This is a genomic window from Mesorhizobium sp. ES1-6 (assembly GCF_020164775.1).
GTDB lineage: Bacteria > Pseudomonadota > Alphaproteobacteria > Rhizobiales > Rhizobiaceae > Mesorhizobium.
This window is the reverse complement of the sequence record NZ_JAIUGU010000008.1, coordinates 104,489-126,683: the sequence shown is the minus strand read 5'-3', so window position 1 is coordinate 126,683 and position 22,195 is coordinate 104,489. Positions and strand designations below refer to the sequence as shown.

Genomic DNA, 22,195 nt, shown 5'->3' with positions numbered 1-22,195 from the left:
TCAAGCTCCCGGAATGCGTCCGATGACACGGTCGCGCAGCCAGTCCTGCCAGGCAAAGATCGACGTCTGACGCACATCCACATCGAACTCTATGTCGATGCCGATATCCTTCACCTTGTGCCAGGCGATCCGATGCGGCTCGCCATGGCGCTTGCCACCCAGCCTTGCCGCGAGTTGCGCCATTCGTCGGCCAGGCCATGTACCGAGGCGACGCGCCAATGTGATGGAGCCGAGTTCAATCGCAACGATCCTTGGTGGCTTGCCTGGCCGCAGCTCCGCCACCAGCCCGTCGACCTTGCCGATCTTGACCTGTTCGCGATCGACCACCTGCTTGTCCAGCAGATCACGCAGCAATTTCATCATGTGCCCCCGAGTATCTGCAGCGGGATCGTCACCACGGCCAGCACAAAGCCGAGGGCGATGATGAAGATGACCGCGGCGTTGGAAAGAATGCCGTTACGATGCTCGCCGACGTAGCGTTTGTCGTTCAGCAGAAACAGGAATGGCACCACGGTCAGCGGCAGGCTGGCCGCCGTCAGAGCCATGGAAAAGATGGTGAGCCTCAGCGGATCGAGACCAAGCATGATGGGGATAGCGGCAAGAAACAACGATACCGTGTACACCGCGCTGAAGCCTGGATTGTCGCGCGGCTTGCGATCCTCGCCCCATGTCCAACCGAAACCTTGAGCCACGAGGTAAGCCTGTTGCAGCCCGACTTCGAGCGCAGCGCCGAAACAGGCAACGGCGAGAGAGGCTACGAACAGGACGAAACCCCAAAAGCCGAATACCGGGATCAGCATCAATGGCATTTGATGATAATCGTCCACGTGGTTGATGCCCTGCGTCGCCAGCACGAGAGCGGCCACGATCAGCACGCCGATCGAAATGGTGCCGCCGAAAGTCATCCCCAGTCCCGCTATGGCCCGATTGGCGCCGAGATAGCTTTTGTCCCACTGGTCCTCGATGGCCCCCGAAGAATAGAACATGAACAGGTACGGCGATATCGAGGCGCCGAGAATACTGACCGCCATGAACCAGTAATTGGCGGCATCGTGGGCCGGCAGCGAAGGCACGGCACTAGCTGCGACCGCTGTCCAGTCGGGCTTCAGCATCACGGCCGCGACGACGAAACACAATGTTACCAGACCGAGGATCGACACACCTTTCTCGATGAAACCGAACGTACCTTCCCAGAGCAGCAGCCATGCCAAAATGGCCACCGGCAGCGCCCACCACCGGAAGCCTATGCCGGTGGCAAATTCGAGTGCGATGGCAACGCCGCCGATCTCGGCGGAGAGCACCATGAGGCTGAGCAGCAAAGTGGCAAGCAACGGCCACACAAAGACGTTGAAGCCGAATCTCTCGCGGATGCCGTCGCAGATCGTGTGATGGCTCACAGCCGCGAACCGGCCGGCCATCTCCACCAGAAAGATGATGCAGATGGTGCCGAGGACCACGGCCCAGATCAACTGGAAACCGAAGGTCGCACCCGCCTGCGCGGCCGTCGCCATTGACCCGACTTCGAGGAAGCCGCCAACGCTGGTGACGACGCCGAGCGATATTTCCACGAGCTTCTTCATGGCTTCGGCGCGAAATATTCTGCATAGGCGGTGGCCAGCGAGCGCGAGGCCAGCCGAAGGTCCTGCTTTGCATTTTGGACCTCCGTTCGATCGCCCGCCTGCAATCCCGCTTCGGCGCGAGCCACTGCGACCGACAGACCCTTAACCGCTGTCGCCAAGGCAGCTTGCTCGGCAGGTTCGGTCGCTCCGGCCGATCGGATTTGCGCCTCGGCATCGGCCAGCGTCTTGCCGACGGATTGCAGCGTGCCGGCTGTGTATGCGGACGGCGCCGCCCCGCTTCTCCACGCATCGAGCACCATCGACACGGTCTGTGCGGCAGAGGCCGCCGTTTGTGATTGCTGTTCGATCCGTTCGGAAGACGAGCAGCCCGCCGAAACGCCCAGAAGCACCATGGCGCACAGATAATCCAGCCTGAGATCACGGCCACTGAAGGTCAAAGCCGGATGCACCACAAGAATAATCTCCCTGCAGCCGAAACAAACCTGGTCGGCATGAATTGATCTAGCGTGCCCCGAGTGCCCGTCAATCGAGGCCGACCGCACGGGTGCCGATCGCAAGAAGAACCGTGACAGGGAACCGCTGGCCACGACGGAAACCAACTCATGGGGAACAAAGGTTGGCTTGTAGGATTGAGCAGGAGGAGCGGTGGGCCGACGTCAGCCCGTCCTGATCTGGATAGCGGTCGTGGCGGTCGTAATCATCGCGGCTTGGTTGTGGTTTGGCAGTCATAGACCGGGCAACGACCGCGGGAGCCAACCGGCGCCTCACGCGATAGACCAGAACGGCTAATCCTGCGCGGCCGAGCCTGAAGGGTTCTCGATTCTGTATTCGTGAACCAGGCCAAGAACCTGACTTCTCACTGCCTCACGCGCTTCGGGCTGAATGAAAGGCATCAGCCGGTCAACGGTTTCAACGACCGCCCGTGGCAGATCCGAAACCGCGTCGGTGAGTTCACTGCCATGCTCATACATATTGTCGGTCAGCTTCTTGTCCAGATCGGAAAGGATGCCCATCACCACACTCCATGTCTGCTCTCCCGCTCTGATAATGGTCGGTCCGGCGGAGATGTTCCGCGACGCAGGTGCCGTGGCGGTTGGGCATCGTTCAAGACGAGTGCTTCACCGCAAGGTCGTCTGGCCCGGGTCGTTTCGTCTGGCTTTCGCCGGAATCAGCCTGCCGGCATTGGCACGTAACCCCCTGACGAATTCTTCCAGATAAGGGAGCAATTCGAAAAGCAGGATCACGGCCATGACGCATAGGATATAGCTCACCGGGAGCTGCTGCGATTTCCAGGCGATGTCGAAGCGCGCGGTTTCCTGTCCTGCCCCGAACAGCGCGAGGAACTGTCCCCAGTGGAGGGACACGACGCTGACCAGCCCCATCAGCGGGATCATCTCCAGGAAGCTGTGCACATGCTGCTCGATCGGCGTCACCGTGCGCGCCGTAGTGGCGTAGCGCACGTCCCACATCGCCGTCGCTTCGTGAATGAAGAAGGTGACGATCATGATGGCTATCACCAGGGCGTTCACGTCGAGGAACATGGCAGCGAGTAGCGGTATGCCGACCTCGGCGAACATTAGGAGATGGATCAACGATTCCTTGGCGCCCGTGGTCGATTCGATATGCGAAGCGCGATGGCAGAGCCAGTCGGCAAAACCGGCGACCAACCAAACCGGGAGAAGAAAATACATCAGGATCAGAACGGTGGGATCCGACAGCACAACAACACCCTCTCGTCTGCGTTCTTGTGAAGATAACGACCCTGCTGAGCCAAGCTGCTGCAATTGCGCCGGCTACTATCCAGAGCTCAATCCGCTGGTGCCCCTCTGGCATCGCGCCAAGAAGGCTCACGTTCCGGCCGCGAAGTCGGGTCAGGATTATTGGCTGAGACCACCAGACAGGACACGTCGCTTTGCAGTTCGCCTCATGCGCGGCTCCAAGGTTCTCGCCGTCGTCACGAAGCTGGACCAGCAACGCCGCCAATCCTAACCGCCAGACGGTTTGGGCGATGCCGGCTGCGTCGGCTGGGTGCCTTGCTGGTCCCCGCCAGTACTTGTCTGTGGTGTCGGATTGGTATCCGTCTTGGGATTCTTGTCCACCGGCTGGCTGTTCATCGTATCCGTCTTGGATTTGACGGGGTCGGCATTGTTGTTGCACGCCGCCAAGGCAAGCAACGCCGACGCCGCACACAGTGACCACAAGGCTCTCATGCTGACGTTTCCTCAATGAGTTCGGGTAAAGCAGCCGACAAGTGACCTATACGGTCGAACCGTACGGAAAGCCCCTGTTTGACCGCACTTCGGGCCAGCAGATGATCCAGTTCCGTATCTTCGATAGGGCTGCGGACCACCTGGCGGATGGCCCTGCACGCCAGCTCGGTCGACACGAAATCATACCTCCTGCTTCTGGCGAGAACATATTGTTCCACCAGCATCTTCACGCGCCTGAGCGCGATTTCATCGGCATAGTGCATTTGGCGGTTCCTCCTGCGCGCCGAACTGCCGAACGGGGCGGTTGTTCCAGCTGATTCGAAACATGACCGTGGCGACACGGAAAGCCCGCGGCTCCCGGCCGGGGAGCGCGCGGGCTGATCAGGCTGAGGGGAACCCGATCGCGCGGCGTCAAACAAGGGGAGCGACGACGCCGCACGGCCCCGAACCTGCATCGAGGCCAGTTGTTCCACTTCGCCATCTTCGCGTTGTTCACGCCCGAAAGCACATCGGAGATTACCTGCGACGGACAGCCAGCAAACCGACCTTACCGCACGGAACAATTAGGCACCCCGCTGGTTCGGCCGGAACGAACTTCGGAGAACACGATGACCAATGCAAAGCTGGCCGTGGTGACAGGCGCATCGAGCGGCATCGGCAAGGAACTTGCCAGACTATGCGCCAAGGACGGCTACAACCTGGTCATTGCCGCCGACGAACCTGCGGTCCAACAGGCGGCCGAGGCTCTGGCTTCGCATAATGTAATGGTTGAAGCCATCGAGGCCGATCTGGCATCCGTCGAGGGCGTCGATCAACTCATCACGCGGATCGGCGATCGCGACATCGACCTTCTGTTCCTGAACGCCGGACGCGGACTTGGCGACGGCTTCATCGACCAGGATTGGCAGAAAGTTCGCCGCGTCATCGACACCAACATTACCGGCACGGTCTACCTCGCGCATGAACTCGGCGCCAGGATGGCACGCCGCGGCCGTGGCCGGATTCTGTTCACCGGATCGATTGCCGGCTTCATGCCCGGCACCTTCCAGGCGGTCTACAACGGCACCAAGGCGTTCATCGATTCCTTCTCGATCGCGCTGCGTCATGAGATGCGGGACACCGGCGTCACGGTCACGGTGCTGATGCCCGGCGCTACGCAGACACGGTTCTTCGAACGCGCCGAGATGATGGATACCAAGGTCGGCACCGACGAGAAGGACAATCCGGCCGACGTGGCCAGAACCGGCTACGACGCCATGATGGCTGGCGAGGAACAAGTGATCAGCGGCTGGAAGAACAAGCTGCAGGTCGCGGCCGCGCACGTCACTCCGGCGGGCACTCTGGCTGAACAGCACCGCAAAATGGCAGAGCCGGGTTCGGCATCCAGGGACTGATCTTCCGCTGCCGAGACAGATCGCCAGCCAGTTGAGGGATCGCGGACCAGTGACCGCCACTTCGTCCGAAAGAACCGGCACTACCGATATTTCAGAACGTCCAACTCAGGAGCAACATGATGAAAGCCCTCACATGGCACGGCAAAGGCGACATACGCTGCGATCAGGTGCAGGATCCGACCATCGAGGATGACCGTGACGTCATCATCAAGGTTACCTGCTGTGCCATATGCGGCTCCGATCTGCATCTGATGGACGGGTACATGCCGACCATGGAATCGGGTGATGTGCTTGGACACGAGACCATGGGAGAGGTCGTGGAGGTCGGCCGCGGCCATTCGAAGTTCAAGAAGGGCGATCGCATCGTGGTGCCTTTCAACATTTCGTGCGGCGAGTGCTGGTTTTGCCAGAGGGGGCTGTTCTCGCTTTGCGACCGGTCAAATCCCAATGCCAAGCAAGCGGCCGAGGTGATGGGACAATCGCCGGCCGGCCTGTTCGGCTATTCGCATCTGGTCGGCGGCTATTGGGGCGGCCAGGCTGAATATCTGCGCGTCCCATTCGCCGATGTCGGCCCGATCAAGGTGCCGGAAGGCATGGACGACGAGCAGGTGCTGTTTCTTTCCGACATCTTTCCGACCGGCTACATGGCGGCCGAGAACGCCGGCATCGAGCCGGGTGACACGGTCGCGATCTGGGGCTGCGGTCCGGTCGGTCAATTCGCCATCCAGAGCGCCTGGATGCTCGGCGCCGGGCGCGTCATCGCGATCGACAAGGTTCCGGAACGACTTGCCATGGCTCGCGAACACGGCAAGGCCGAGACACTCGACTTCAGCAATTCCAACATCTATGACGCGCTGATGGCGATGACCGATGGCCGCGGCCCGGATCGCTGCATCGATTGCGTCGGCACCGAGGCCGATGCCGGCGCCAGCGCCGACTCCATGCTCGACAAGGTCAAGGCGGCTGCGTTCCTCGGCACCGACAGACCGCATGTGCTGCGCGAAGCAATCTACTGTTGCCGCAAGGGTGGCACCATTTCGATCCCCGGCGTCTATATCGGCCTCGTCGATCATATCCCCTTTGGCGCCGCGATGAACAAAGGCCTGACATTCCGCATGGGCCAGACCCATACGCAACGGTATCTCGAACCGCTTTTGGCCAAGGTCCAGACCGGCGAGATCGATCCATCCTTCGTGATCACGCACAGGGCCGACCTTGAAGCCGGACCCGATCTCTACAAGGCGTTTCGCGACAAGCAGGACGGCTGCATCAAGGTGGTCATGCGGCCGCATGGCTGAGCCATTCATCGGGACGAGAACCGCTTCGTCTTCGCTGGTGCCCTCACCTTGACGGGCTCGGTGCCGTCGCGGTCGCGGAACTTTCAATCGTGCCGATGATTGAGATCGTTTCGTGCAAGAAAAGGAACCATCATGGCCAAGGAAGATTCCATCTCGAAACCCGCCGTCCGGTCACCGAACACAGAGGGCTTGCCGCACCCGAGGAGGGATGCCAGCGACACGGATGCCGTCGCAAAGCCGCCGACGCCAAAGACCGCAGGCGCGTCGCGCCCGTCGAGCGTTCCATTGGACAATCCGGTCGCCAACCGAAATTCCGGTCGGCCGCGCCAGGCGGGCACCACACCCCGGCCTACCGGCAAGCCGCTGGATTGATCGCGACGGGTTGTCCCTATGTCATGATCTCTTGGTGGCGCGAGGCGATGATGCCAGGCCCGCGACCGCAGCGAGTATGGCAGCTTCGCTTGCGGGTTTTGCCACGAATTTGCAGTTTCGAAACGGGGCGGGAACATCGCGCTCCCCAAATCCCGTTACAAACGCGAACGGTGTGCCGCGAGCCATCAATATCTCAGCGACCGGCAAGCTCGTTTCGCCGTTGAGTTGAATGTCCAGCAACGCCATGTCGACCTTGTCCGCCTCGACAAGCCGAAGCGCGGCGGCAACCGACGAAACAGGGCCGACCACAGGATAGCCCGCCGCACGCAAGTCAGACGCGACGTCCTCCGCGATCAGCCATTCGTCCTCGACCACCAGAACGCGCGGTCTTTCGCTCACGGTGTGTCCCCATGGTTTGCCGAAAAAGCGATCTGGACCTCAAGACCGTCCTTGTGGAAGGAGGTCTCGACATGGCCGCCGAGCCTGTAGCCGATTTCTCCTTTCAAAAGGTTCAGGCCAAAGCCGTTGTGCAACGGCTCCTTGACGGGAGGGCCGTCCTTTTCGCGCCAGCCAAGCGTGAAACTGTCGCCATCCATCGCCCATCTGACGCCGATCTTGCCTCGGGGCTTGGACAAGGCGCCATACTTGGCCGCATTGGTGGCCAGTTCATGGATGGCCATGCTGAGAGAAAGCCCCTGTTGCGGGCCAAGTTTTACGTCGTCGCCATCGAGTTCGATACGTTCGATGCCGAACGGTTCGAGTTCCTGATGGAGTAATTCCTTGACCGAAGCCTCCTTCCACCTCTCGCGGGTCAGCAGTCCGTAGGCCCGGGACATGGCGTGCAGCCGGCCGATCAGCGCGTCCGCGAACGCTTCCTTCGTATCGGAACTGTCTCGCGTGCGATTGGCGATGCTGGCGATCACCGCCAGCATGTTCTTGACGCGATGGTTGAGTTCCGAGATGAGCACCTGCTGATGCTCTTCCGCCCGCGCCAGGGTAGTAACGTCGACCAGCGTCACCACGACGCCCTGTATCCGATTGCCTTTGTCACGATAAGGGTTGATGCGGACCATGTGAAACAGGCCCCGCGCATCGCGCGCAAGATGATGGTTCAGAGTCTCGCCTGTCTCGAACACCTTGTCGATGTGCTGCTTCAACTCGGGATAATCGAGCTGGCTCGAAAGATCCGTCAACGGCCGGCCGACGTCGGAGGGGCGCAGGCTGAAGAAGGACGAGGCCGCCGGCGTGAAGGTTCGCACCACAAGGCTGCGGTCGAGGAAAATGGTCGCGATCTCGGTGCTTTCGAACAGGTTGCGTAGATCGCTGTTGGCATGATCGAGCTCGTCGATCTTGCTGGTCAACTCCGCGTTGATCGTGTTGAGCTCTTCGTTGAGCGACTGCATCTCTTCCTTGGACGCTTCAAGCTCCTCATTGGTGGATTGCGCCTCCTCATTGACGGAGACGAGCTCCTCGTTCGACGATTTCACCTCTTCGAGGGCCGTCTCGTATTCCTCTATGGTGGATTGAAGACGCTCTCTTGTATCGCGCAGTTCCCGCTCGAGATCGGCGGTGGTATCGCTGTCACGGCTGCCATCGTCCTCATCGGATCGGGCCTGGGTCGGGCCCGACGGCTCGAAGAGGACAAGGTAAAGCGGCTCACCATTGCCCCTTTCGGCCAAGGGTTCGATCGTCAGCCTGATCGGTTGCACGCGTTCGTCTTCTTCCTCGACGGCGAGATTGTCTCGCACCACGGTGCGGCGTGTCGTCGTCGCCTCCCTCAATGCGGCGCGCAGGTCCAGGCGAAGCCCACGGCGCGCCATCGTCAGCAATTGCCGGCTGGGGATGCCTTGCGGCGCTTCGAGGTATCTGCCGGTCCTGGCCGAATAGTAGACGACGTCGCCCTCGGCGTTGACGAGGACATGCGGCGGCGCGAACCGCTCCAGCACCTGCGCCTCAACCGCCTGGCGCAGCGGATAGCCGGCTGCTCCCTTCTTCAAGCCGGCGGCTTCGGCGGGAAAGACGCCGGAATGCGTATCGCCGATCAGGGCCGGCAGCCTGATATGCGGCGAGGCATGCTCCCGTGCCTGGAAGAGGCGATGTTTCTTGTCGACGGTGGCAAACAGGTTTTCGTGCTGCCCGACGCTTTCGGACGTGCCGAGGAAAAGATAGCCACCCGGCTTCAGCGAATAGTGGAAGACAGGAAGAACGCGGCTTTGAATGGCAGGACCGAAATAGATCAGGAGGTTGCGGCACGAAACCAGATCCATGCGCGAGAAAGGGGGATCGCGGATGACGCTGTGCGGCGAGAAGATGCACAGTTCCCGGATCTCGTTGCTGATGACGTAACTTTCGCCATCGCCGTTGAAAAACCGCTGTTTGCGTTCCGGGGAAAGACCCTGCATCAGGGCCTCGGGATAACGTGCGGCGCGCGCCACCGCCAGGGCCGGCTCATCTATGTCAGTGGCGAATATCTGGACGCGCGGTACGGCCGAAAGCGTTTCCATGTGTTCACGCAACAGGATGCCGATCGAGAACACCTCCTCGCCGGTGGCGCAGCCGGGAACCCAGACCCTCACCGTATCAGTCGCGGTCTTGCCCTCGAACAGCCGCGGGACGATCTTTTTTTCCAGCAATTCGAACGCATCGGGATCGCGAAAGAAGTTGGTGACATTGATCAGCAGATCGCGAAACAGGTTCATCACCTCGCGAGGGTCCTTCTTCAGCCAATCGATATAGGCGTTGATGGACTGGAGCTGGGCGATCTGCATGCGCCGCTTGATCCGGCGCAGGAATGTCTTGGTTTTATAGCCTGAAAAGTCGTGGCCGGAGTGGCTGCGCAAAATGCCGTATATCTGTTCGCGGACCTTATCCATGTCGGCCGTATGGTCGTCCTCTTCGTTCATCAGCCCGTCCAACGAGTCGAAACCGCGGGCGTAAGCCTCGAGCTTCGCCCCAATCTCCTCGGCAGGCACGGCAACATCGACGAGCCCACTGGCAATTGCGCTCTGCGGCATGTCGGGATTGCGCGGACCGTAGCCGTCGGGCGTTTGCGCAACGGTGAGCCCGCCCCGCTCCTTGATGGCCTTGGCGCCCAAGGTTCCATCGGAATCACCTCCCGACAGCACCACGCCGACCGCGTATTCGCCCTGGTCTTCGGCCAGTGCGCTGAAGAAGATGTCGATGGGTTTGCGCTCTTGGGTTAGCCCGTGAGGCCGCCGCAGGTGCAGCATGCCATCCTCGATGACCAGAGTGACGTTTTCCGGCATCACATAGACGTGGTCGGGTTCAACAGCCACGCCGTCCTCGACCACCACGACAGGCATCTCGGTGTAGCGGTCGATGACCTCGTGCAGCAGGCTGTTGCGCTTGGGACTGAGATGCGTGATGATCACGAACGCCATGCCGGGCCGACCGGTGATGCCCTTGAAAAGCCCTTCCATTGCGGGAATACCACCCGCGGACGCACCGATGCCGACGATGGGGAACTTGGTTGATCGGGCTGTCACGGCATGTCCCCCTTTCGCCCGACCGACATGAAGTCTCTCAATGTCGGATCGGACAGGACACGACCATATAGCGCGCGAGGCCGATGGAACAAGACAGCATGGATGACGTTGACCCCAATATCCGTGGTGGTTCAATGACAAAGCGATCTGCTGGCTTGAAAATCCTGGCACCGACCGTGCCGGGAGCGCCTCGATTAATCGAAGGTCTCGATGGGCCCGTCCCGGATCGCATGCTGGTGCTTGCGAAACGATTGCAGGCGGCGTTGGATGACAGAAAATTGGAAGGGCCTCCTCTCCATCCTAAACTCCATTCGAAGAAAGGATGACGACGTGCGCGATCTGCGAGGGCTGCGTATTCTGATTGTCGAAGACGAATGGACGACGGCGGGAGATCTCGCCCGATTTTTCAGCAACATGGGCGCCATCATCCTTGGCCCCGCTGCAACCGTCGAGCAGGCTTCCGAACACACCGACCAGGCCGAGGCCGCGATCCTTGACGTCAATCTCAACGGCCGGCGCGTGTTCCCGATAGCGGATAAGTTGATGCGCCGCGGCATTCCCTTCGTGTTCTTCAGCGGCGACAACGACATCGCCATTCCCGAACATCTCCGCTACGTCAGCAACTTGCGGAAAGCTTCGGGCAGCAAGGCCGTGTTCAATGCCCTTTTTCCGCCCAAGGCATCTGAACAAGCGGGCATCTCCGTGCTCCCTCCGCCAGATGACGTCTTCACCCTCTTGCCCAAACTGCGCCTCGCGGCGCGTCTTCTGCTGGGAGACGTCAACGCATCGGACCGGCTGGTCGAGAGGACACTCGAGCAAGCGATTCGCAACATCGACCAGAGGCAGCTTGGCCAGTCCACCGAAAACTGGCTCAACGACATCATGCGAGAGGTGGCGAAAGCCCGCGGCGCAGACCTCATGCATTGATTTTGCTCCCGGCCCGAGGTTCGACCAATCGCTTAAGGGCCGCCGCGCCCGCCCACTGCTCCGTAGACCTGTCCCGTGGCGTAGCTGTCTTCCTGCGACGCCAGCAGCACGTAGATCGAGGCCAGTTCGCCGGGTTGTCCTGGCCTGCCCATCGGCGTATCGGACCCGAACTGCGGCAGCTTGTCGGGAAATTGTCCGCCGCTCGGCTGCAAGGGCGTCCAGATCGGGCCTGGAGCCACCGCATTGACGCGAATGCCCTTCTTGGCCACCTGCTTGGCAAGGCTCTTGGTGAAGTTCATTCCGCAAGCCTTGGTCATGGCGTAGTCGACGAGCGACTCGTCCGGATCATAGGCATTGACCGAACTGGTGATAATGATCGAAGACCCCGGGTCCATGTGCCTGAGGGCGGCCTTGGTGATCCAGAACATGGCATAGACATTGGTCTTGAAAGTCCAGTCGAACGCTTCGGTGGTAATGTCGGCAAGGTCCTTCTGAGGATGCTGGCGCGCTGCATTGCTGACCAATATGTCGAGGCCGCCGAGTTGCGTGGCGGCGTCATCGACCAGCTTCTTGCAGAACGCCTCGTCGCGAATATCGCCCGGCAGGGGCACCGCTTTTTGCCCGGCCGCCTCGATCAATTGGACAACTTCCCTGGCATCGGGCTCTTCAGCCGGCAGATAGCCGAATGCAACGTCGGCTCCCTCGCGGGCAAACGCTATGGCCGCCGCACGCCCCATGCCGGAATCGCCGCCCGTGATGAGAGCCTTGCGACCGGCGAGGCGGCCTGACCCCTTGTAGCTCTTCTCGCCATGATCGGGCCGCGGATCCATCTTGCCGGCAAGCCCCGGCCATTGCTGCTGCTGAGGTTTAAAGGGCGGTTGTGGATATTGCGTCGTCGGATCCTGCTTCCGAGGCGGCGCAGCGACCGCGGCATTGCTCGCGGCACTGGCCTGTTGCACCTGCGCGGGGGTTGCAAGAGCCGCCAGTACGCCTGTCGCCATGCCGCCAACCAACTTGCGCCGGGATGGATCCGCGGGCTGCGGGTTGCGATCGTCCGTCATCTGTAACTCCGTGTTCAGGTGGCTAATCCTGCCCGGATCGCTGTTCCGGCCCAGCCCGAAGCAACGGGGCCATCGATTGTTCCAGCGCATGTCAAGATTTTCTGCCACCGGCAAGCCGCCGGGCTGGCGTTCTCAGTCCTTGCGATCGCGCTCAATGAATTTGTTGAAGCGGCTGGCCTTTCCGTCGCTGGTCTTGGCCTGATAAAGGAAGGCCAGGTCATTCTCGTCGAAAATCCGGAAGAACTCGTCCCAATCGATGGGCTCGAATGCTTCCTCTGGCTCGCCGAAGTCGATCCGCAAGATACCGCCCTCGCCTTTGGTGCGGACCACTGCCGGTCGGCCATCGCGCTCCTCGGCCCATTTGCGAATTTCGTCATGATTGGTGGTCGTCTCGGACTGCGACATCGAAACCTCCTTTGATCATCGGCCTCGCCCATTGGCGTCATGGCAGGTGCCGGGCGCCCTAACAGCACACCGGCGGCAATGTTCCAGTCATCGTGGCCCGACGGCGATACGCGCCTTGGTTCGAAGCCCCGCGAGGGGAACTTTGTTGAAGCACAGGGAACAAACCTTTTGCCGAAAAGTTCGGGGCGCCGAGGTCACTTGTCCGAGGAGTCGTCGTGAAACGCATATTGGTTACCGGAGGCTGCGGCTTCATCGGCCGCTACGTCACACAAGAACTCATCTCCCAGGATTATTCCGTTCGCATCCTCGATGCCCTGCTGGAGCAGGTGCATGCGGGCGAGGCTGTCGCGCTCCCTGCCGGAGCCGAACTGATCAAGGGTGACATCCGTGACCGCGAGGTCGTCATCGAGGCGCTGGAAGGCATTGACGCGGTCATTCACCTTGCGTCTGAAGTCGGCGTCGGACAATCGATGTACGAGATCGCGCGTTATGTCAGCACCAACGATCTCGGCACGGCTACCCTGCTCGAGGCGTTGATCAAACACCCGGTCGAGCGGATCGTCGTCGCCTCCTCGATGAGCGTCTATGGCGAGGGCCTCTATGTCACGCCCGGCGGCCGGCGTATCGACAACGCCCGGCGCAAGGCGAGCGAAATCAAAAGCGGACAGTGGAATCCGCTGTCGCCGGAAGGCGAACCCCTTTCGCCGGTGCCGACGGATGAAGAAAAGCCGGTCGATCTCGCCTCGATCTATGCGCTGACGAAATACGCCCAGGAACGCGCCGTGCTGATCTTCGGCGAAGCGTACGGCATCGATGCGGTCGCGCTGCGCCTGTTCAATGTCTTCGGTGCCGGCCAGGCGCTGTCCAACCCCTATACCGGGGTGCTGGCCAACTTCGCTTCACGTCTCGCCAATGGCCAGCGGCCGATGATCTTCGAGGATGGCGAACAGAAGCGCGATTTCGTTCATGTGCAGGACGTCGCCCGCGCCTTTCGCCTTGCGCTGCAGCAACGTCAGGCAAAGGGCCACGTCCTCAACATCGGCAGCGGCCGGGCCTATGCGATCAGCGAAGTCGCGCGATTGCTGGCCGAGGCCATGGGAACGCCGAACCGCTCGCCCGAGCTGCTCGGCAAGGCGCGCTCCGGCGACATACGCAACTGCTTCGCCGATATTTCCAAGGCACGTGAACTGCTCGGCTTCGAGCCCGGGCAACGATTGGAGAATTCTCTGGGCGATTTCGTTTCCTGGGTGCGCAACACGGCCGCGGTCGATCGTGGCGCCGAAATGAAGCGCGAGCTCGAAGAGCGCGGATTGGTGTCATGAGCCCGGGTGCGCGCAACCGTCGCGAAGCGCCGGTCGCCATCGTCGGCGGCAGCGGCTTCATAGGGTCAAACCTGGCCGACAGCCTGTTGTCGGACGGCGAGCCGGTGCTGGTGATCGACAATCTCAGCCGTCCCGGCGTCGAACAGAACCTTGAATGGCTGGGCCAGAAACACGGCGGCCGCCTTACCGTCGAGACCATCGACGTGCGGGACGCCAATGCCATGGCGCCGGCTCTGATGAGATCAAAAGCGATCTTCCATCTGGCCGCGCAAACGGCCGTTACCACGAGTCTTGTCCGGCCGGACGAGGATTTCGACATCAACCTTCGGGGAACGTTCAACGTGCTGGAAGCGGCTCGACGGAGCGGTGAGCGCATCCCTGTGATCTTCGCCAGTACCAACAAGGTCTATGGCAGCCTTCCCGACGTCGCGGTTCGCGAGGACGGCGATCGCTACATACCTTGCGACAATGCCATCCAGGCCAGCGGCATCGATGAAGCCCGCGGCCTGGATTTCTGCACACCCTACGGCTGCTCCAAGGGAGCGGCGGACCAATACGTGCTCGATTATGCCAAATCGTACGGCATGCCGACAGCGGTGCTGCGGATGAGCTGCATCTACGGACCCCGCCAGTTTGGAACCGAGGATCAGGGCTGGGTAGCGCATTTCCTGCTCAGCGCCCTGACCGGACGGCCAATCACCATCTATGGCGACGGCAGGCAGGTGCGCGACATCCTGCACGTCTCCGATGCGGTCTCCGCCTATAGGGCCGTTTTGGACCGTATCGAGACCACCAGGGGCCAGGCATTCAATCTCGGCGGCGGACCTGAAAATGCGCTCAGCCTGCGTATGCTGTTGAGCGAGATCGGCGACCTGACAGGCCGTGAGCTTTCGATCCGCCACGATGGGGAGCGGACCGGCGATCAGCCCTTCTTCGTCGCCGACACCCGCAAGATCGAGAGCGCGCTTGGCTGGAAGGCACGTGTCGCGTGGCGCGAGGGCATTCGCGACCTTGCCGACTGGCTGCAGCGCCACCGGCTTGAGTCCCGCCCCGAAACCGTGAGGTACGTGGCATGAGAATAGCCCTGGTCAATCCCTACTGGACATATGACGACAGCATATATTTCGGCTGCCGCCAACCGCATCTGCCGCTGGAACTCGGCTATTCGAAAGCCCTGCTCGAAGCGGCCGGTCATGAGGTGCTGCTGCTGGACGGGCAATTGCAGAAGCTTGACAATTCCGGGCTCTGCGACCGTGTGGCCGATTTCGCGCCGGCGATGACGGTCGTCAGCACCGCGCCGACTTACCTGTTCTGGCGCTGCGCACCGCCGGAGTTGCGCGTACCCGCCGACTTTCTCAATCGTCTCGCCGGGCGCGGCGGGCGCACGGTCGCGGTCGGGCCGCATGGATCGGCAACACCGGCGCCGACTTTGCGCAAGCTTGGCGTCGACATCGTCGTGCGCGGCGAATGCGAGGAGGTCGTCGCGGACCTTGCCCGACGCGACGATTGGAGTGCGGTGCCCTCGACCGCCTATCTGCGGGACGCCAAGCTGGTTTCGACCGGCGGCGTCCATGCCAGTTCGTTTGTCGATCACGCGCCGCTGGAATGGCCGTCCGACTGGATCGCCGCTCATTCGCATCACCATCACAGGTTCGACGACCAACAGCATGGGTTCGGCGCCGAGGTCGAGGCGTCACGCGGCTGTCCGTACAATTGCAGCTTCTGCGCCAAGATCGATTTCCGCGACGCCTATCGCCGCCGCAACCACGAAGCGGTGGTGAGCGAAATCGATCGGCTGATCGCCCAAGGTGTCGGCTACATCTACTTCATCGACGAAATCTTCCTGCCGCAAAAAGCGTTGCTGGAGGCATTGGTCGATCGCGACGTGAAATTCGGCGTACAGACCCGCATCGATCTGTGGAAACCCGAGCTGCTTGAATTGCTGGGCGAGGCCGGCTGCGTGTCCATCGAAGCCGGCCTCGAAAGCCTGACGGTCGAAGGGCGGGCGATGTTGGCCAAGCGCTGCCGGCTCGGCACCGAGGAATTGGCCGCGCTGCTGGTCAAGGCCAGACGCCACGTTCCCTTCGTCCAGGCCAATCTGATCGGTGTGGTCGAGGACGACCCTGCCCTTGTCGATCACTGGCGAGCCCACCTGATCGACAATGGCGTGTGGGCCAATGAACCAGTACCGCTTTATCCATATCCGAGTTCGCCCAGCTATCGCGAGCTTTGGGGCGAACCCGACGATCTTGCCTGGGAGCGAGCCCATGACCACTACCTCGCATCATTCCAGAAGTTCAGCGATATCCAGGAAAAGCGCCCGCGTCCTCTGGCGGAACTGGAGGCGGCATGTTGCGGACACTGAGGCCGCGCAAGCGCCGCATCCTGATGACCGTCGACGCCATGGGCGGAGTATGGCGCTATGCGCTTGACCTCGGCCGGGAACTGGTCAACGGCGGTGACAGCATCGTGTTCGCCGGCCTGGGGCCGCAACCATCCAGGCAACAGGCCGAGGAGGCGCAGTCTTTCGCGACACTCATCTGGCTTAATACGCCGCTGGATTGGATGACCCGTGACGCCGGCGATCTCGACGGCTTGCCGCGGGAATTGCGTGCGCCAATGCGTGACCACGGCATTGACCTCGTCCACCTCAACGCGCCGTCGCAAGCGGTGGGATTGGATGCGACCTGCCCAGTCATAGTGGTTTCGCATTCATGCGTGACGACATGGTTCCATTCGGTCAAGGGACAGGCGTTGGACAGCGCATGGAACTGGCAGAAAGAGCGCAACAGGCGCGGCTTCGACAGGGCGGACGCGGTGATTGCGCCGAGCCGTAGCCATGCCGCGTTGCTCGAGACATGCTATGGGTCAATCGCAGGCCTCCACGTCGTCGGAAATGCCGCACGCCCGGTCCCGAAAGCCGAAAACCGCCAGCCGGTCGTCTTCGCCGCCGCCCGCTGGTGGGACGAGGCAAAGAACGTTGTGGCGGTCGATCAGGCCGCCTCGTTGACGCAATGGCCCATCTTCACAGCCGGTTCGGTTCACGGCCCGAACGGCGAGCGTGCCACCATCAACCGAGCCGTTCCTCTCGGGGCGCTGCCGTATGACGAGGTGCGCTCCCTGATGGCCCGCGCCGGTATTTTCGTATCGCCATCGCTCTACGAACCGTTCGGTCTCGCGGCGCTGGAGGCGGCGATGTCGGGAACGCCCCTGGTGCTCTCGGACATCCCGACCTATCGCGAACTATGGGATAAGGCCGCGGTGTTCTTCGACGCGCGCGACGCGCATGATCTTGCCGCCTGCCTAAATCATCTGTCCAGCGATGCCGAACACAGGCGAGAGCTCGGCCAGGCAGCCCTTCGCCGCAGCCGCAGGTACACGCTGGCGAGGCAAGCAGCGGCCATGCGCGATCTCTACGAAAAGGCGGCGCTGGCCGTGGCGGAGCGCTGATCATGCGCTTCCTGTTCTACACCCACTCGCTCGTCTCAGACTGGAACCACGGCAATGCCCATTTCCTTCGGGGCGTTATGCGAGAATTGGTGGCGCGCCGGCATCAGGCCATCGCTCTGGAGCCGGCGGATGGTTGGAGCCGGTCGAACCTGCTGGCCGAGAAGGGATCCTACGCGATCGAACGTTTCCGCAAGGATTTCCCCGAATTGATGCCGGTGACCTATGATTCCGGGTTCGACCACGAAGCCTGGATCGCCGAGGCCGACGTGGTGATCGTCCACGAATGGACCGACCCGGAGCTTGTCGCTCGTATCGGCCGTGCCCGGGCCGGTGGCGGCAACTTCATCCTTCTGTTTCACGACACGCATCACCGGGCCGTGTCGGCCACCGAAGCAATCTCGGCACTCCGTCTGGAGCATTATGACGGCGTTCTCGCTTTTGGCGAAGCCTTGCGCGAGAGTTATCTGCGCGCCGGCTGGGGCAAGCGTGTCTTCACCTGGCATGAAGCGGCGGACGATCGGCTGTTCAAGCCGCACCCGGAAATCCACCGCACTTCCGATCTGGTCTGGATCGGAAACTGGGGCGACGACGAGCGGACCGCTGAACTCAAGGAGTTCCTGATCGAACCGGTCCGCGATCTCGGCCTTGAGGCCACTGTTCACGGTGTCCGCTATCCCAGGCCGGCACTTGCCGATCTGTCCGCCGCTGGGCTGCACTACGAAGGGTGGATCGCCAATGCCGACGTGCCGAAGGCGTTCGCCGCGCATCGTGTCACGGTGCACATTCCGCGGCGCCCCTATCGTGAAAGCCTGCCCGGTATTCCAACAATCCGCATGTTCGAGGCACTCGCCTGTGGCATTCCGCTGGTTTCAGCGCCCTGGTCCGATGTCGAGCAGCTTTTCAGACCCGGCATCGACTTCCTGTTTGCCGAGGATGGCACACAAATGCGGCTACGCCTTCAGGCGGTGTTGGCCGATTCCGATCTTGCGACCTCCCTGGTGAACTCGGGGCTCGAGACCATCCGCACCCGACACACCTGCCGCCACCGCGTCGACGAGTTGTTCGACGTGCTCTCGCAATGCGCGAACCGGCACACCGCCCACCCGACCGCCGCAAAGGAAGCCGCCGCATGAAGATCGCATTCTATGGATCGAGCCTTTTGTCGTCCTACTGGAATGGTGCCGCGACCTATTACCGTGGCTTGCTGAAGGCGCTTTCCCAACTGGGCTACGACATCACCTTCTATGAGCCCGACGTCTATGACCGGCAGAAGAACCGCGACATCGAGGCGCCGGACTGGTGCTCGGTCGTCGTCTACGAGGCGACCCGGCATGCTCTCATGCAGGTGGCGGCGCGTGCCGCCGAGGCCGACATCGTCGTCAAGGCGAGCGGCGTCGGCTTCGAGGACGAGGCGCTGCTGCGCGCCGTGCTCGACCACGCCCGCAGCGACGCGCTCATCGTCTTCTGGGATGTGGACGCGCCGGCCACGCTCGCCCAGCTACGCGACGAGCCGGACCATCCGCTCCATCATGCGCTGCAGGAAATCGACCTTGTGCTGACCTATGGCGGCGGCGACCCCGTGGTCTGGGCCTATCGTGCCATGGGTGCAAACGAGTGCGTGCCAATCTACAATGCGCTCGATCCCGAAACGCATCATCCGGTCGCCGGCAATGCGCGGTTTGCCTGCGATCTGGCGTTCCTCGGAAACAGGCTGCCGGATCGTGAAGCGCGTGTCGAATCGTTCTTCCTCGATCCTGCAAGCCAGTTGCCGAAACAACGTTTTCTCCTCGGCGGATCGGGCTGGGGCGACAAGCCGCTTCCCGCCAATGTCGGCTGGCTCGGCCATGTCGGCACCCGCGATCACAATGCCTTCAATGTCACGCCAAAGGCGGTGCTGAACATCAGCCGCGACAGCATGGCGGCGAACGGTTTTTCGCCGGCCACGCGTGTCTTCGAGGCGGCAGGCGCCGGCGCCTGTCTGATCACCGATGCCTGGCTGGGCGTCGAGCTGTTCCTGAAACCCGGCGAGGAGATCCTTGTGGCGCGAGACGGCGGCGACGTCGCGGAGATCATGCAGGCGCTGACCCCCGTTCGGGCAAAGGCAATCGGCCAGGCCGCGCTTCGCCGTGTTCTCGCCGACCATACCTATGCATTGCGCGCGGCCGTGGCCGATGCGGTCTTCAGACGGCATTTGACGCACGGCACCGTGGAGGCGGCCGAATGACCAAGAAACTGGACATCGTCTTTCTCGGCCTTTCGCTGTCCTCGTCCTGGGGAAACGGCCACGCCACCACTTTTCGAGGTCTGCTGAAAGGCCTTTGCGAACTCGGCCACCGCGTGACTTTCCTGGAGCGCGATGTGCCGTGGTACGCAAATCACCGCGATTTGCGCGATCCGGATTTCTGCGCCTTGCGCTACTACGAAACCGTACAGGAACTGCAGCGCGACTACGCCCGGTGCCTGCAACAGGCCGACGTCGTGGTCATCGGCTCTTTCGTGCCGGAAGGGCGCGCGGTGATCGACATCGTCGCTTCGCTTTGCAAAGGACAACTCTGCTTTTACGATATCGACACGCCGGTAACTCTGGCGAAGCTGTCGGCTGACGATTGCGACTACCTGAGCTGGCGCCAGATCCCCTACTTCGACATCTATTTCTCTTTTGCCGGCGGGCCGATGCTTGTCGATCTGACGCAAACCTTCGGCGCACGCCGCGCCGAACCGCTCTACTGTTCGGTCGATCCGGAACGGCATCACCGCACCGCCGATCCGATCCGCTGGGACCTCGGCTATCTCGGCACCTACAGCGCCGATCGGCAGGCTACGCTCGATGCGCTTCTGCTCGAGCCTGCACGGCGCATGCCGGACCGCCGTTTCGTCGTGGCCGGATCGCAATATCCCTCCGAGATCGACTGGCCCGATAATGTCGAGCGCATCGAACACTTGCCGCCGGCCGATCACGCCGCGTTCTATAGCCGTCAGCGCTACACGCTGAACGTCACACGCCATTCTATGATTGCAGCGGGATGGTCGCCCAGCGTGCGCCTTTTCGAAGCCGCCGCTTGCGGCACGCCGATCATCAGCGACCGCTGGCCAGGCCTCGACAGTTTCTTTCCCGCGTCGACCATCCACACAGCCAAGAAGCCGGACGAGGTCGTCGCGATCCTGTCCGGGGAGTCGGCTCATACACGTCTCGCCATGGCCGACCGGGCACGCGAACTCGTCCTTGCGTCCCACACCGGTGTGGCCAGGGCTCGCGAATTCGTCACGGCGCTTACGCAAAGGGGGCCGGTAGTCCTCGATCTCGATATCGGAAGTGCAGCATGACTGGCAGACAGGAGAAAATCGCGATGCGACAAACAAAAAAAGCGCAAGGGGCAAAGACGGTGCTTGTCGCCGGTGGCGCGGGCTTCCTCGGTTCGCATCTTTGCGAAGCATTGTTGCGCGATGGCTGGCGCGTGATCTGCGCCGACAATTTTCTCACCGGTCGCATGGATAATATCAACGCGATCATTGACCAGCCGGGTTTCCGGTTGATTGACCAGGATATCTGCCGTCCATTGGATCTTGGTGAGCCGGTGGATCGCATCTTCAACCTGGCATGCGCCGCCTCGCCGCCGCGTTATCAGGCCGATCCGATCCACACCACGCGAACTTGCGTCATCGGAACGCTGAACCTGCTCGAACTCGCAGCCCGCAACGATGCCCGATTGCTGCAGGCTTCCACGAGCGAAGTGTATGGCGATCCGGAACAACATCCGCAGAGGGAAGATTATGTCGGCCATGTGAACTGCACCGGCCCACGCGCCTGCTATGACGAGGGCAAGCGCACGGCCGAGACACTTTGCTTCGATTATCTCCGAGCCGGCAAGGCCGACGTTCGTGTCGCGCGCATCTTCAACACCTACGGGCCGAGAATGGATCCGGCGGACGGTCGCATCGTCTCGAACCTGATCATGCAGGCGCTGGAGAAGCGCCCGCTGACGATCTTCGGCGACGGCATGCAGACCAGATCCTTCTGCTACGTCTCCGATCTGATCGATGGATTGAGGCGCCTGATGGATATCGATCCCAATCCGGGCAAGCCGATCAATCTGGGCAATCCCGGCGAGTTCACCATTGTGCGACTGGCGGCATTGGTGAAGGCGATGACCGGCACCAAGTCGGATATGACCTTTCTGCCGCTGCCGCAGGACGACCCTCGACGCAGGCAGCCCGACATCTCGCGCGCAAAAGCGCTGCTCGGTTGGACACCGAAAGTACCTCTCGACGAGGGGCTTGCGCGGACAATCAGCTATTTCGCCACGATTGAAGGCGGTCCGATCGGCAACCAAATAGCAGATCGCACCACAAGGGCGAGGCCCACGCCAGGCGGGCTGCAGAACCTGCCTGCCTAACGGCGGGCCGCAGCCGTGTCGACATCCTGCGGAACATCCGCTCAAGTTTGTGGTTGGGCGAGAGGACCAGACATGGAGGAGTCCTCATGCAACCCAAGCGATCCACAGCCGATATCGACAAGATGGCGCAACGGGAGACGGCTGCCTATTTGCGGCGAGCTTCGATCACCTATCTGGAGTGCTGCATCAGCCTGATGATGACGCATCTGCAGCGCGAAGAAGTGGCTACTATTCTCGAGCAGGAAGCAGACATGCTGCGACGACTGGATTGACGGG

25 protein-coding genes are annotated in these 22,195 nt (G+C 61.7%); 13 read left to right on the top strand and 12 right to left on the bottom strand.

Annotation, left to right across the window (positions count from 1 at the left end; genetic code table 11):
- The 7 genes from LB564_RS20215 to LB564_RS20185 form a co-directional block, all read right to left on the bottom strand.
- Window positions 1-360 carry a hypothetical protein gene (locus LB564_RS20215; protein ID WP_224540380.1) on the bottom strand — a complete coding sequence of 120 codons (360 nt, stop codon included), beginning with the start codon at window positions 358-360 and terminating at the stop codon, window positions 1-3.
- Complete coding sequence (locus tag LB564_RS20210; protein ID WP_224540378.1) at window positions 360-1,580, bottom strand: NRAMP family divalent metal transporter; 1,221 nt, start codon at window positions 1,578-1,580, stop codon at window positions 360-362. The genes LB564_RS20215 and LB564_RS20210 overlap by 1 nt, the downstream gene beginning before the upstream one ends.
- Window positions 1,577-2,032, bottom strand: a complete 456-nt coding sequence (locus LB564_RS20205) for a hypothetical protein (protein WP_224540376.1) — start codon at window positions 2,030-2,032, stop codon at window positions 1,577-1,579. The genes LB564_RS20210 and LB564_RS20205 overlap by 4 nt, the downstream gene beginning before the upstream one ends.
- Before the next feature lie 333 nt (window positions 2,033-2,365).
- Complete coding sequence (locus tag LB564_RS20200) at window positions 2,366-2,593, bottom strand: hypothetical protein (protein ID WP_181173776.1); 228 nt, start codon at window positions 2,591-2,593, stop codon at window positions 2,366-2,368.
- A gap of 105 nt (window positions 2,594-2,698) precedes the next feature.
- Complete coding sequence (locus LB564_RS20195) at window positions 2,699-3,301, bottom strand: diguanylate cyclase (RefSeq protein ID WP_224540580.1); 603 nt, start codon at window positions 3,299-3,301, stop codon at window positions 2,699-2,701.
- Window positions 3,302-3,565: 264 nt separating this feature from the next.
- A complete protein-coding gene (locus LB564_RS20190; RefSeq protein ID WP_140708319.1) occupies window positions 3,566-3,790 on the bottom strand; it encodes a hypothetical protein in 225 nt (74 codons plus the stop codon).
- A complete protein-coding gene (locus LB564_RS20185; RefSeq protein WP_224540375.1) occupies window positions 3,787-4,053 on the bottom strand; it encodes a hypothetical protein in 267 nt (88 codons plus the stop codon). The genes LB564_RS20190 and LB564_RS20185 overlap by 4 nt, the downstream gene beginning before the upstream one ends.
- 345 nt (window positions 4,054-4,398) lie before the next feature.
- Between LB564_RS20185 and LB564_RS20180 the strand changes: the two genes are divergently transcribed.
- Window positions 4,399-5,184, top strand: a complete 786-nt coding sequence (locus LB564_RS20180; protein WP_224540372.1) for an SDR family NAD(P)-dependent oxidoreductase — start codon at window positions 4,399-4,401, stop codon at window positions 5,182-5,184.
- A gap of 119 nt (window positions 5,185-5,303) precedes the next feature.
- A complete protein-coding gene (locus tag LB564_RS20175; protein ID WP_140708534.1) occupies window positions 5,304-6,482 on the top strand; it encodes a zinc-dependent alcohol dehydrogenase in 1,179 nt (392 codons plus the stop codon).
- 83 nt (window positions 6,483-6,565) lie between these two features.
- Here the strand turns inward: LB564_RS20175 and LB564_RS20170 are convergent, their stop codons facing one another.
- The 3 genes from LB564_RS20170 to LB564_RS20160 form a co-directional block, all read right to left on the bottom strand.
- On the bottom strand, window positions 6,566-6,787 hold the full coding sequence (locus LB564_RS20170) for a hypothetical protein (protein WP_224540371.1): 222 nt from the start codon (window positions 6,785-6,787) through the stop codon (window positions 6,566-6,568).
- An 88-nt stretch (window positions 6,788-6,875) separates the two neighbouring features.
- The gene (locus LB564_RS20165) at window positions 6,876-7,253 is read right to left on the bottom strand and encodes a response regulator (RefSeq protein WP_224540368.1); all 378 of its coding nucleotides are present in this window, start codon (window positions 7,251-7,253) and stop codon (window positions 6,876-6,878) included.
- A complete protein-coding gene (locus tag LB564_RS20160) occupies window positions 7,250-10,360 on the bottom strand; it encodes a CheR family methyltransferase (RefSeq protein ID WP_224540366.1) in 3,111 nt (1,036 codons plus the stop codon). Before LB564_RS20160 ends, LB564_RS20165 begins: the two co-directional genes overlap by 4 nt.
- Window positions 10,361-10,458: 98 nt before the next feature.
- Here LB564_RS20160 and LB564_RS20155 point away from each other — a divergent pair, with 98 nt between their 5' ends.
- Window positions 10,459-10,686: a hypothetical protein gene (locus tag LB564_RS20155; RefSeq protein ID WP_224540364.1), complete on the top strand. Its 228-nt coding sequence runs from the start codon at window positions 10,459-10,461 to the stop codon at window positions 10,684-10,686.
- A gap of 4 nt (window positions 10,687-10,690) precedes the next feature.
- A complete protein-coding gene (locus LB564_RS20150) occupies window positions 10,691-11,287 on the top strand; it encodes a response regulator (RefSeq protein ID WP_224540362.1) in 597 nt (198 codons plus the stop codon).
- Window positions 11,288-11,319: 32 nt separating this feature from the next.
- On the opposite strand, the gene LB564_RS20145 is transcribed toward LB564_RS20150, so the two are convergent.
- Both LB564_RS20145 and LB564_RS20140 read right to left on the bottom strand, forming a co-directional pair.
- Window positions 11,320-12,348: an SDR family oxidoreductase gene (locus LB564_RS20145; protein ID WP_210242281.1), complete on the bottom strand. Its 1,029-nt coding sequence runs from the start codon at window positions 12,346-12,348 to the stop codon at window positions 11,320-11,322.
- Between the two features lie 132 nt (window positions 12,349-12,480).
- Window positions 12,481-12,753 (bottom strand): hypothetical protein, encoded by a 273-nt coding sequence (locus LB564_RS20140; RefSeq protein WP_224540359.1) that lies wholly within the window; start codon window positions 12,751-12,753, stop codon window positions 12,481-12,483.
- A gap of 215 nt (window positions 12,754-12,968) precedes the next feature.
- On the opposite strand from LB564_RS20140, the gene LB564_RS20135 reads away from it, so the two are divergent.
- From LB564_RS20135 to LB564_RS20095, 9 genes are all read left to right on the top strand, one after another.
- Window positions 12,969-14,075: an NAD-dependent epimerase/dehydratase family protein gene (locus tag LB564_RS20135; RefSeq protein WP_224540357.1), complete on the top strand. Its 1,107-nt coding sequence runs from the start codon at window positions 12,969-12,971 to the stop codon at window positions 14,073-14,075.
- Complete coding sequence (locus LB564_RS20130) at window positions 14,072-15,151, top strand: NAD-dependent epimerase/dehydratase family protein (RefSeq protein ID WP_224540355.1); 1,080 nt, start codon at window positions 14,072-14,074, stop codon at window positions 15,149-15,151. The genes LB564_RS20135 and LB564_RS20130 overlap by 4 nt, the downstream gene beginning before the upstream one ends.
- Window positions 15,148-16,440: a TIGR04295 family B12-binding domain-containing radical SAM protein gene (locus LB564_RS20125; protein ID WP_224540353.1), complete on the top strand. Its 1,293-nt coding sequence runs from the start codon at window positions 15,148-15,150 to the stop codon at window positions 16,438-16,440. The genes LB564_RS20130 and LB564_RS20125 overlap by 4 nt, the downstream gene beginning before the upstream one ends.
- Window positions 16,425-17,525 (top strand): glycosyltransferase family 4 protein, encoded by a 1,101-nt coding sequence (locus LB564_RS20120; protein WP_224540351.1) that lies wholly within the window; start codon window positions 16,425-16,427, stop codon window positions 17,523-17,525. Before LB564_RS20125 ends, LB564_RS20120 begins: the two co-directional genes overlap by 16 nt.
- A gap of 2 nt (window positions 17,526-17,527) precedes the next feature.
- Window positions 17,528-18,658 carry a glycosyltransferase gene (locus LB564_RS20115; RefSeq protein ID WP_224540348.1) on the top strand — a complete coding sequence of 377 codons (1,131 nt, stop codon included), beginning with the start codon at window positions 17,528-17,530 and terminating at the stop codon, window positions 18,656-18,658.
- Window positions 18,655-19,749, top strand: a complete 1,095-nt coding sequence (locus LB564_RS20110; RefSeq protein WP_224540346.1) for a glycosyltransferase — start codon at window positions 18,655-18,657, stop codon at window positions 19,747-19,749. The genes LB564_RS20115 and LB564_RS20110 overlap by 4 nt, the downstream gene beginning before the upstream one ends.
- Window positions 19,746-20,849 (top strand): glycosyltransferase, encoded by a 1,104-nt coding sequence (locus LB564_RS20105; RefSeq protein WP_224540343.1) that lies wholly within the window; start codon window positions 19,746-19,748, stop codon window positions 20,847-20,849. The genes LB564_RS20110 and LB564_RS20105 overlap by 4 nt, the downstream gene beginning before the upstream one ends.
- A gap of 23 nt (window positions 20,850-20,872) precedes the next feature.
- Complete coding sequence (locus LB564_RS20100) at window positions 20,873-21,919, top strand: UDP-glucuronic acid decarboxylase family protein (protein WP_224540341.1); 1,047 nt, start codon at window positions 20,873-20,875, stop codon at window positions 21,917-21,919.
- A gap of 86 nt (window positions 21,920-22,005) precedes the next feature.
- Window positions 22,006-22,191, top strand: coding sequence for a hypothetical protein (locus tag LB564_RS20095; RefSeq protein ID WP_140708289.1), 186 nt, complete (start codon window positions 22,006-22,008; stop codon window positions 22,189-22,191).
- Window positions 22,192-22,195 lie beyond the last annotated feature (4 nt).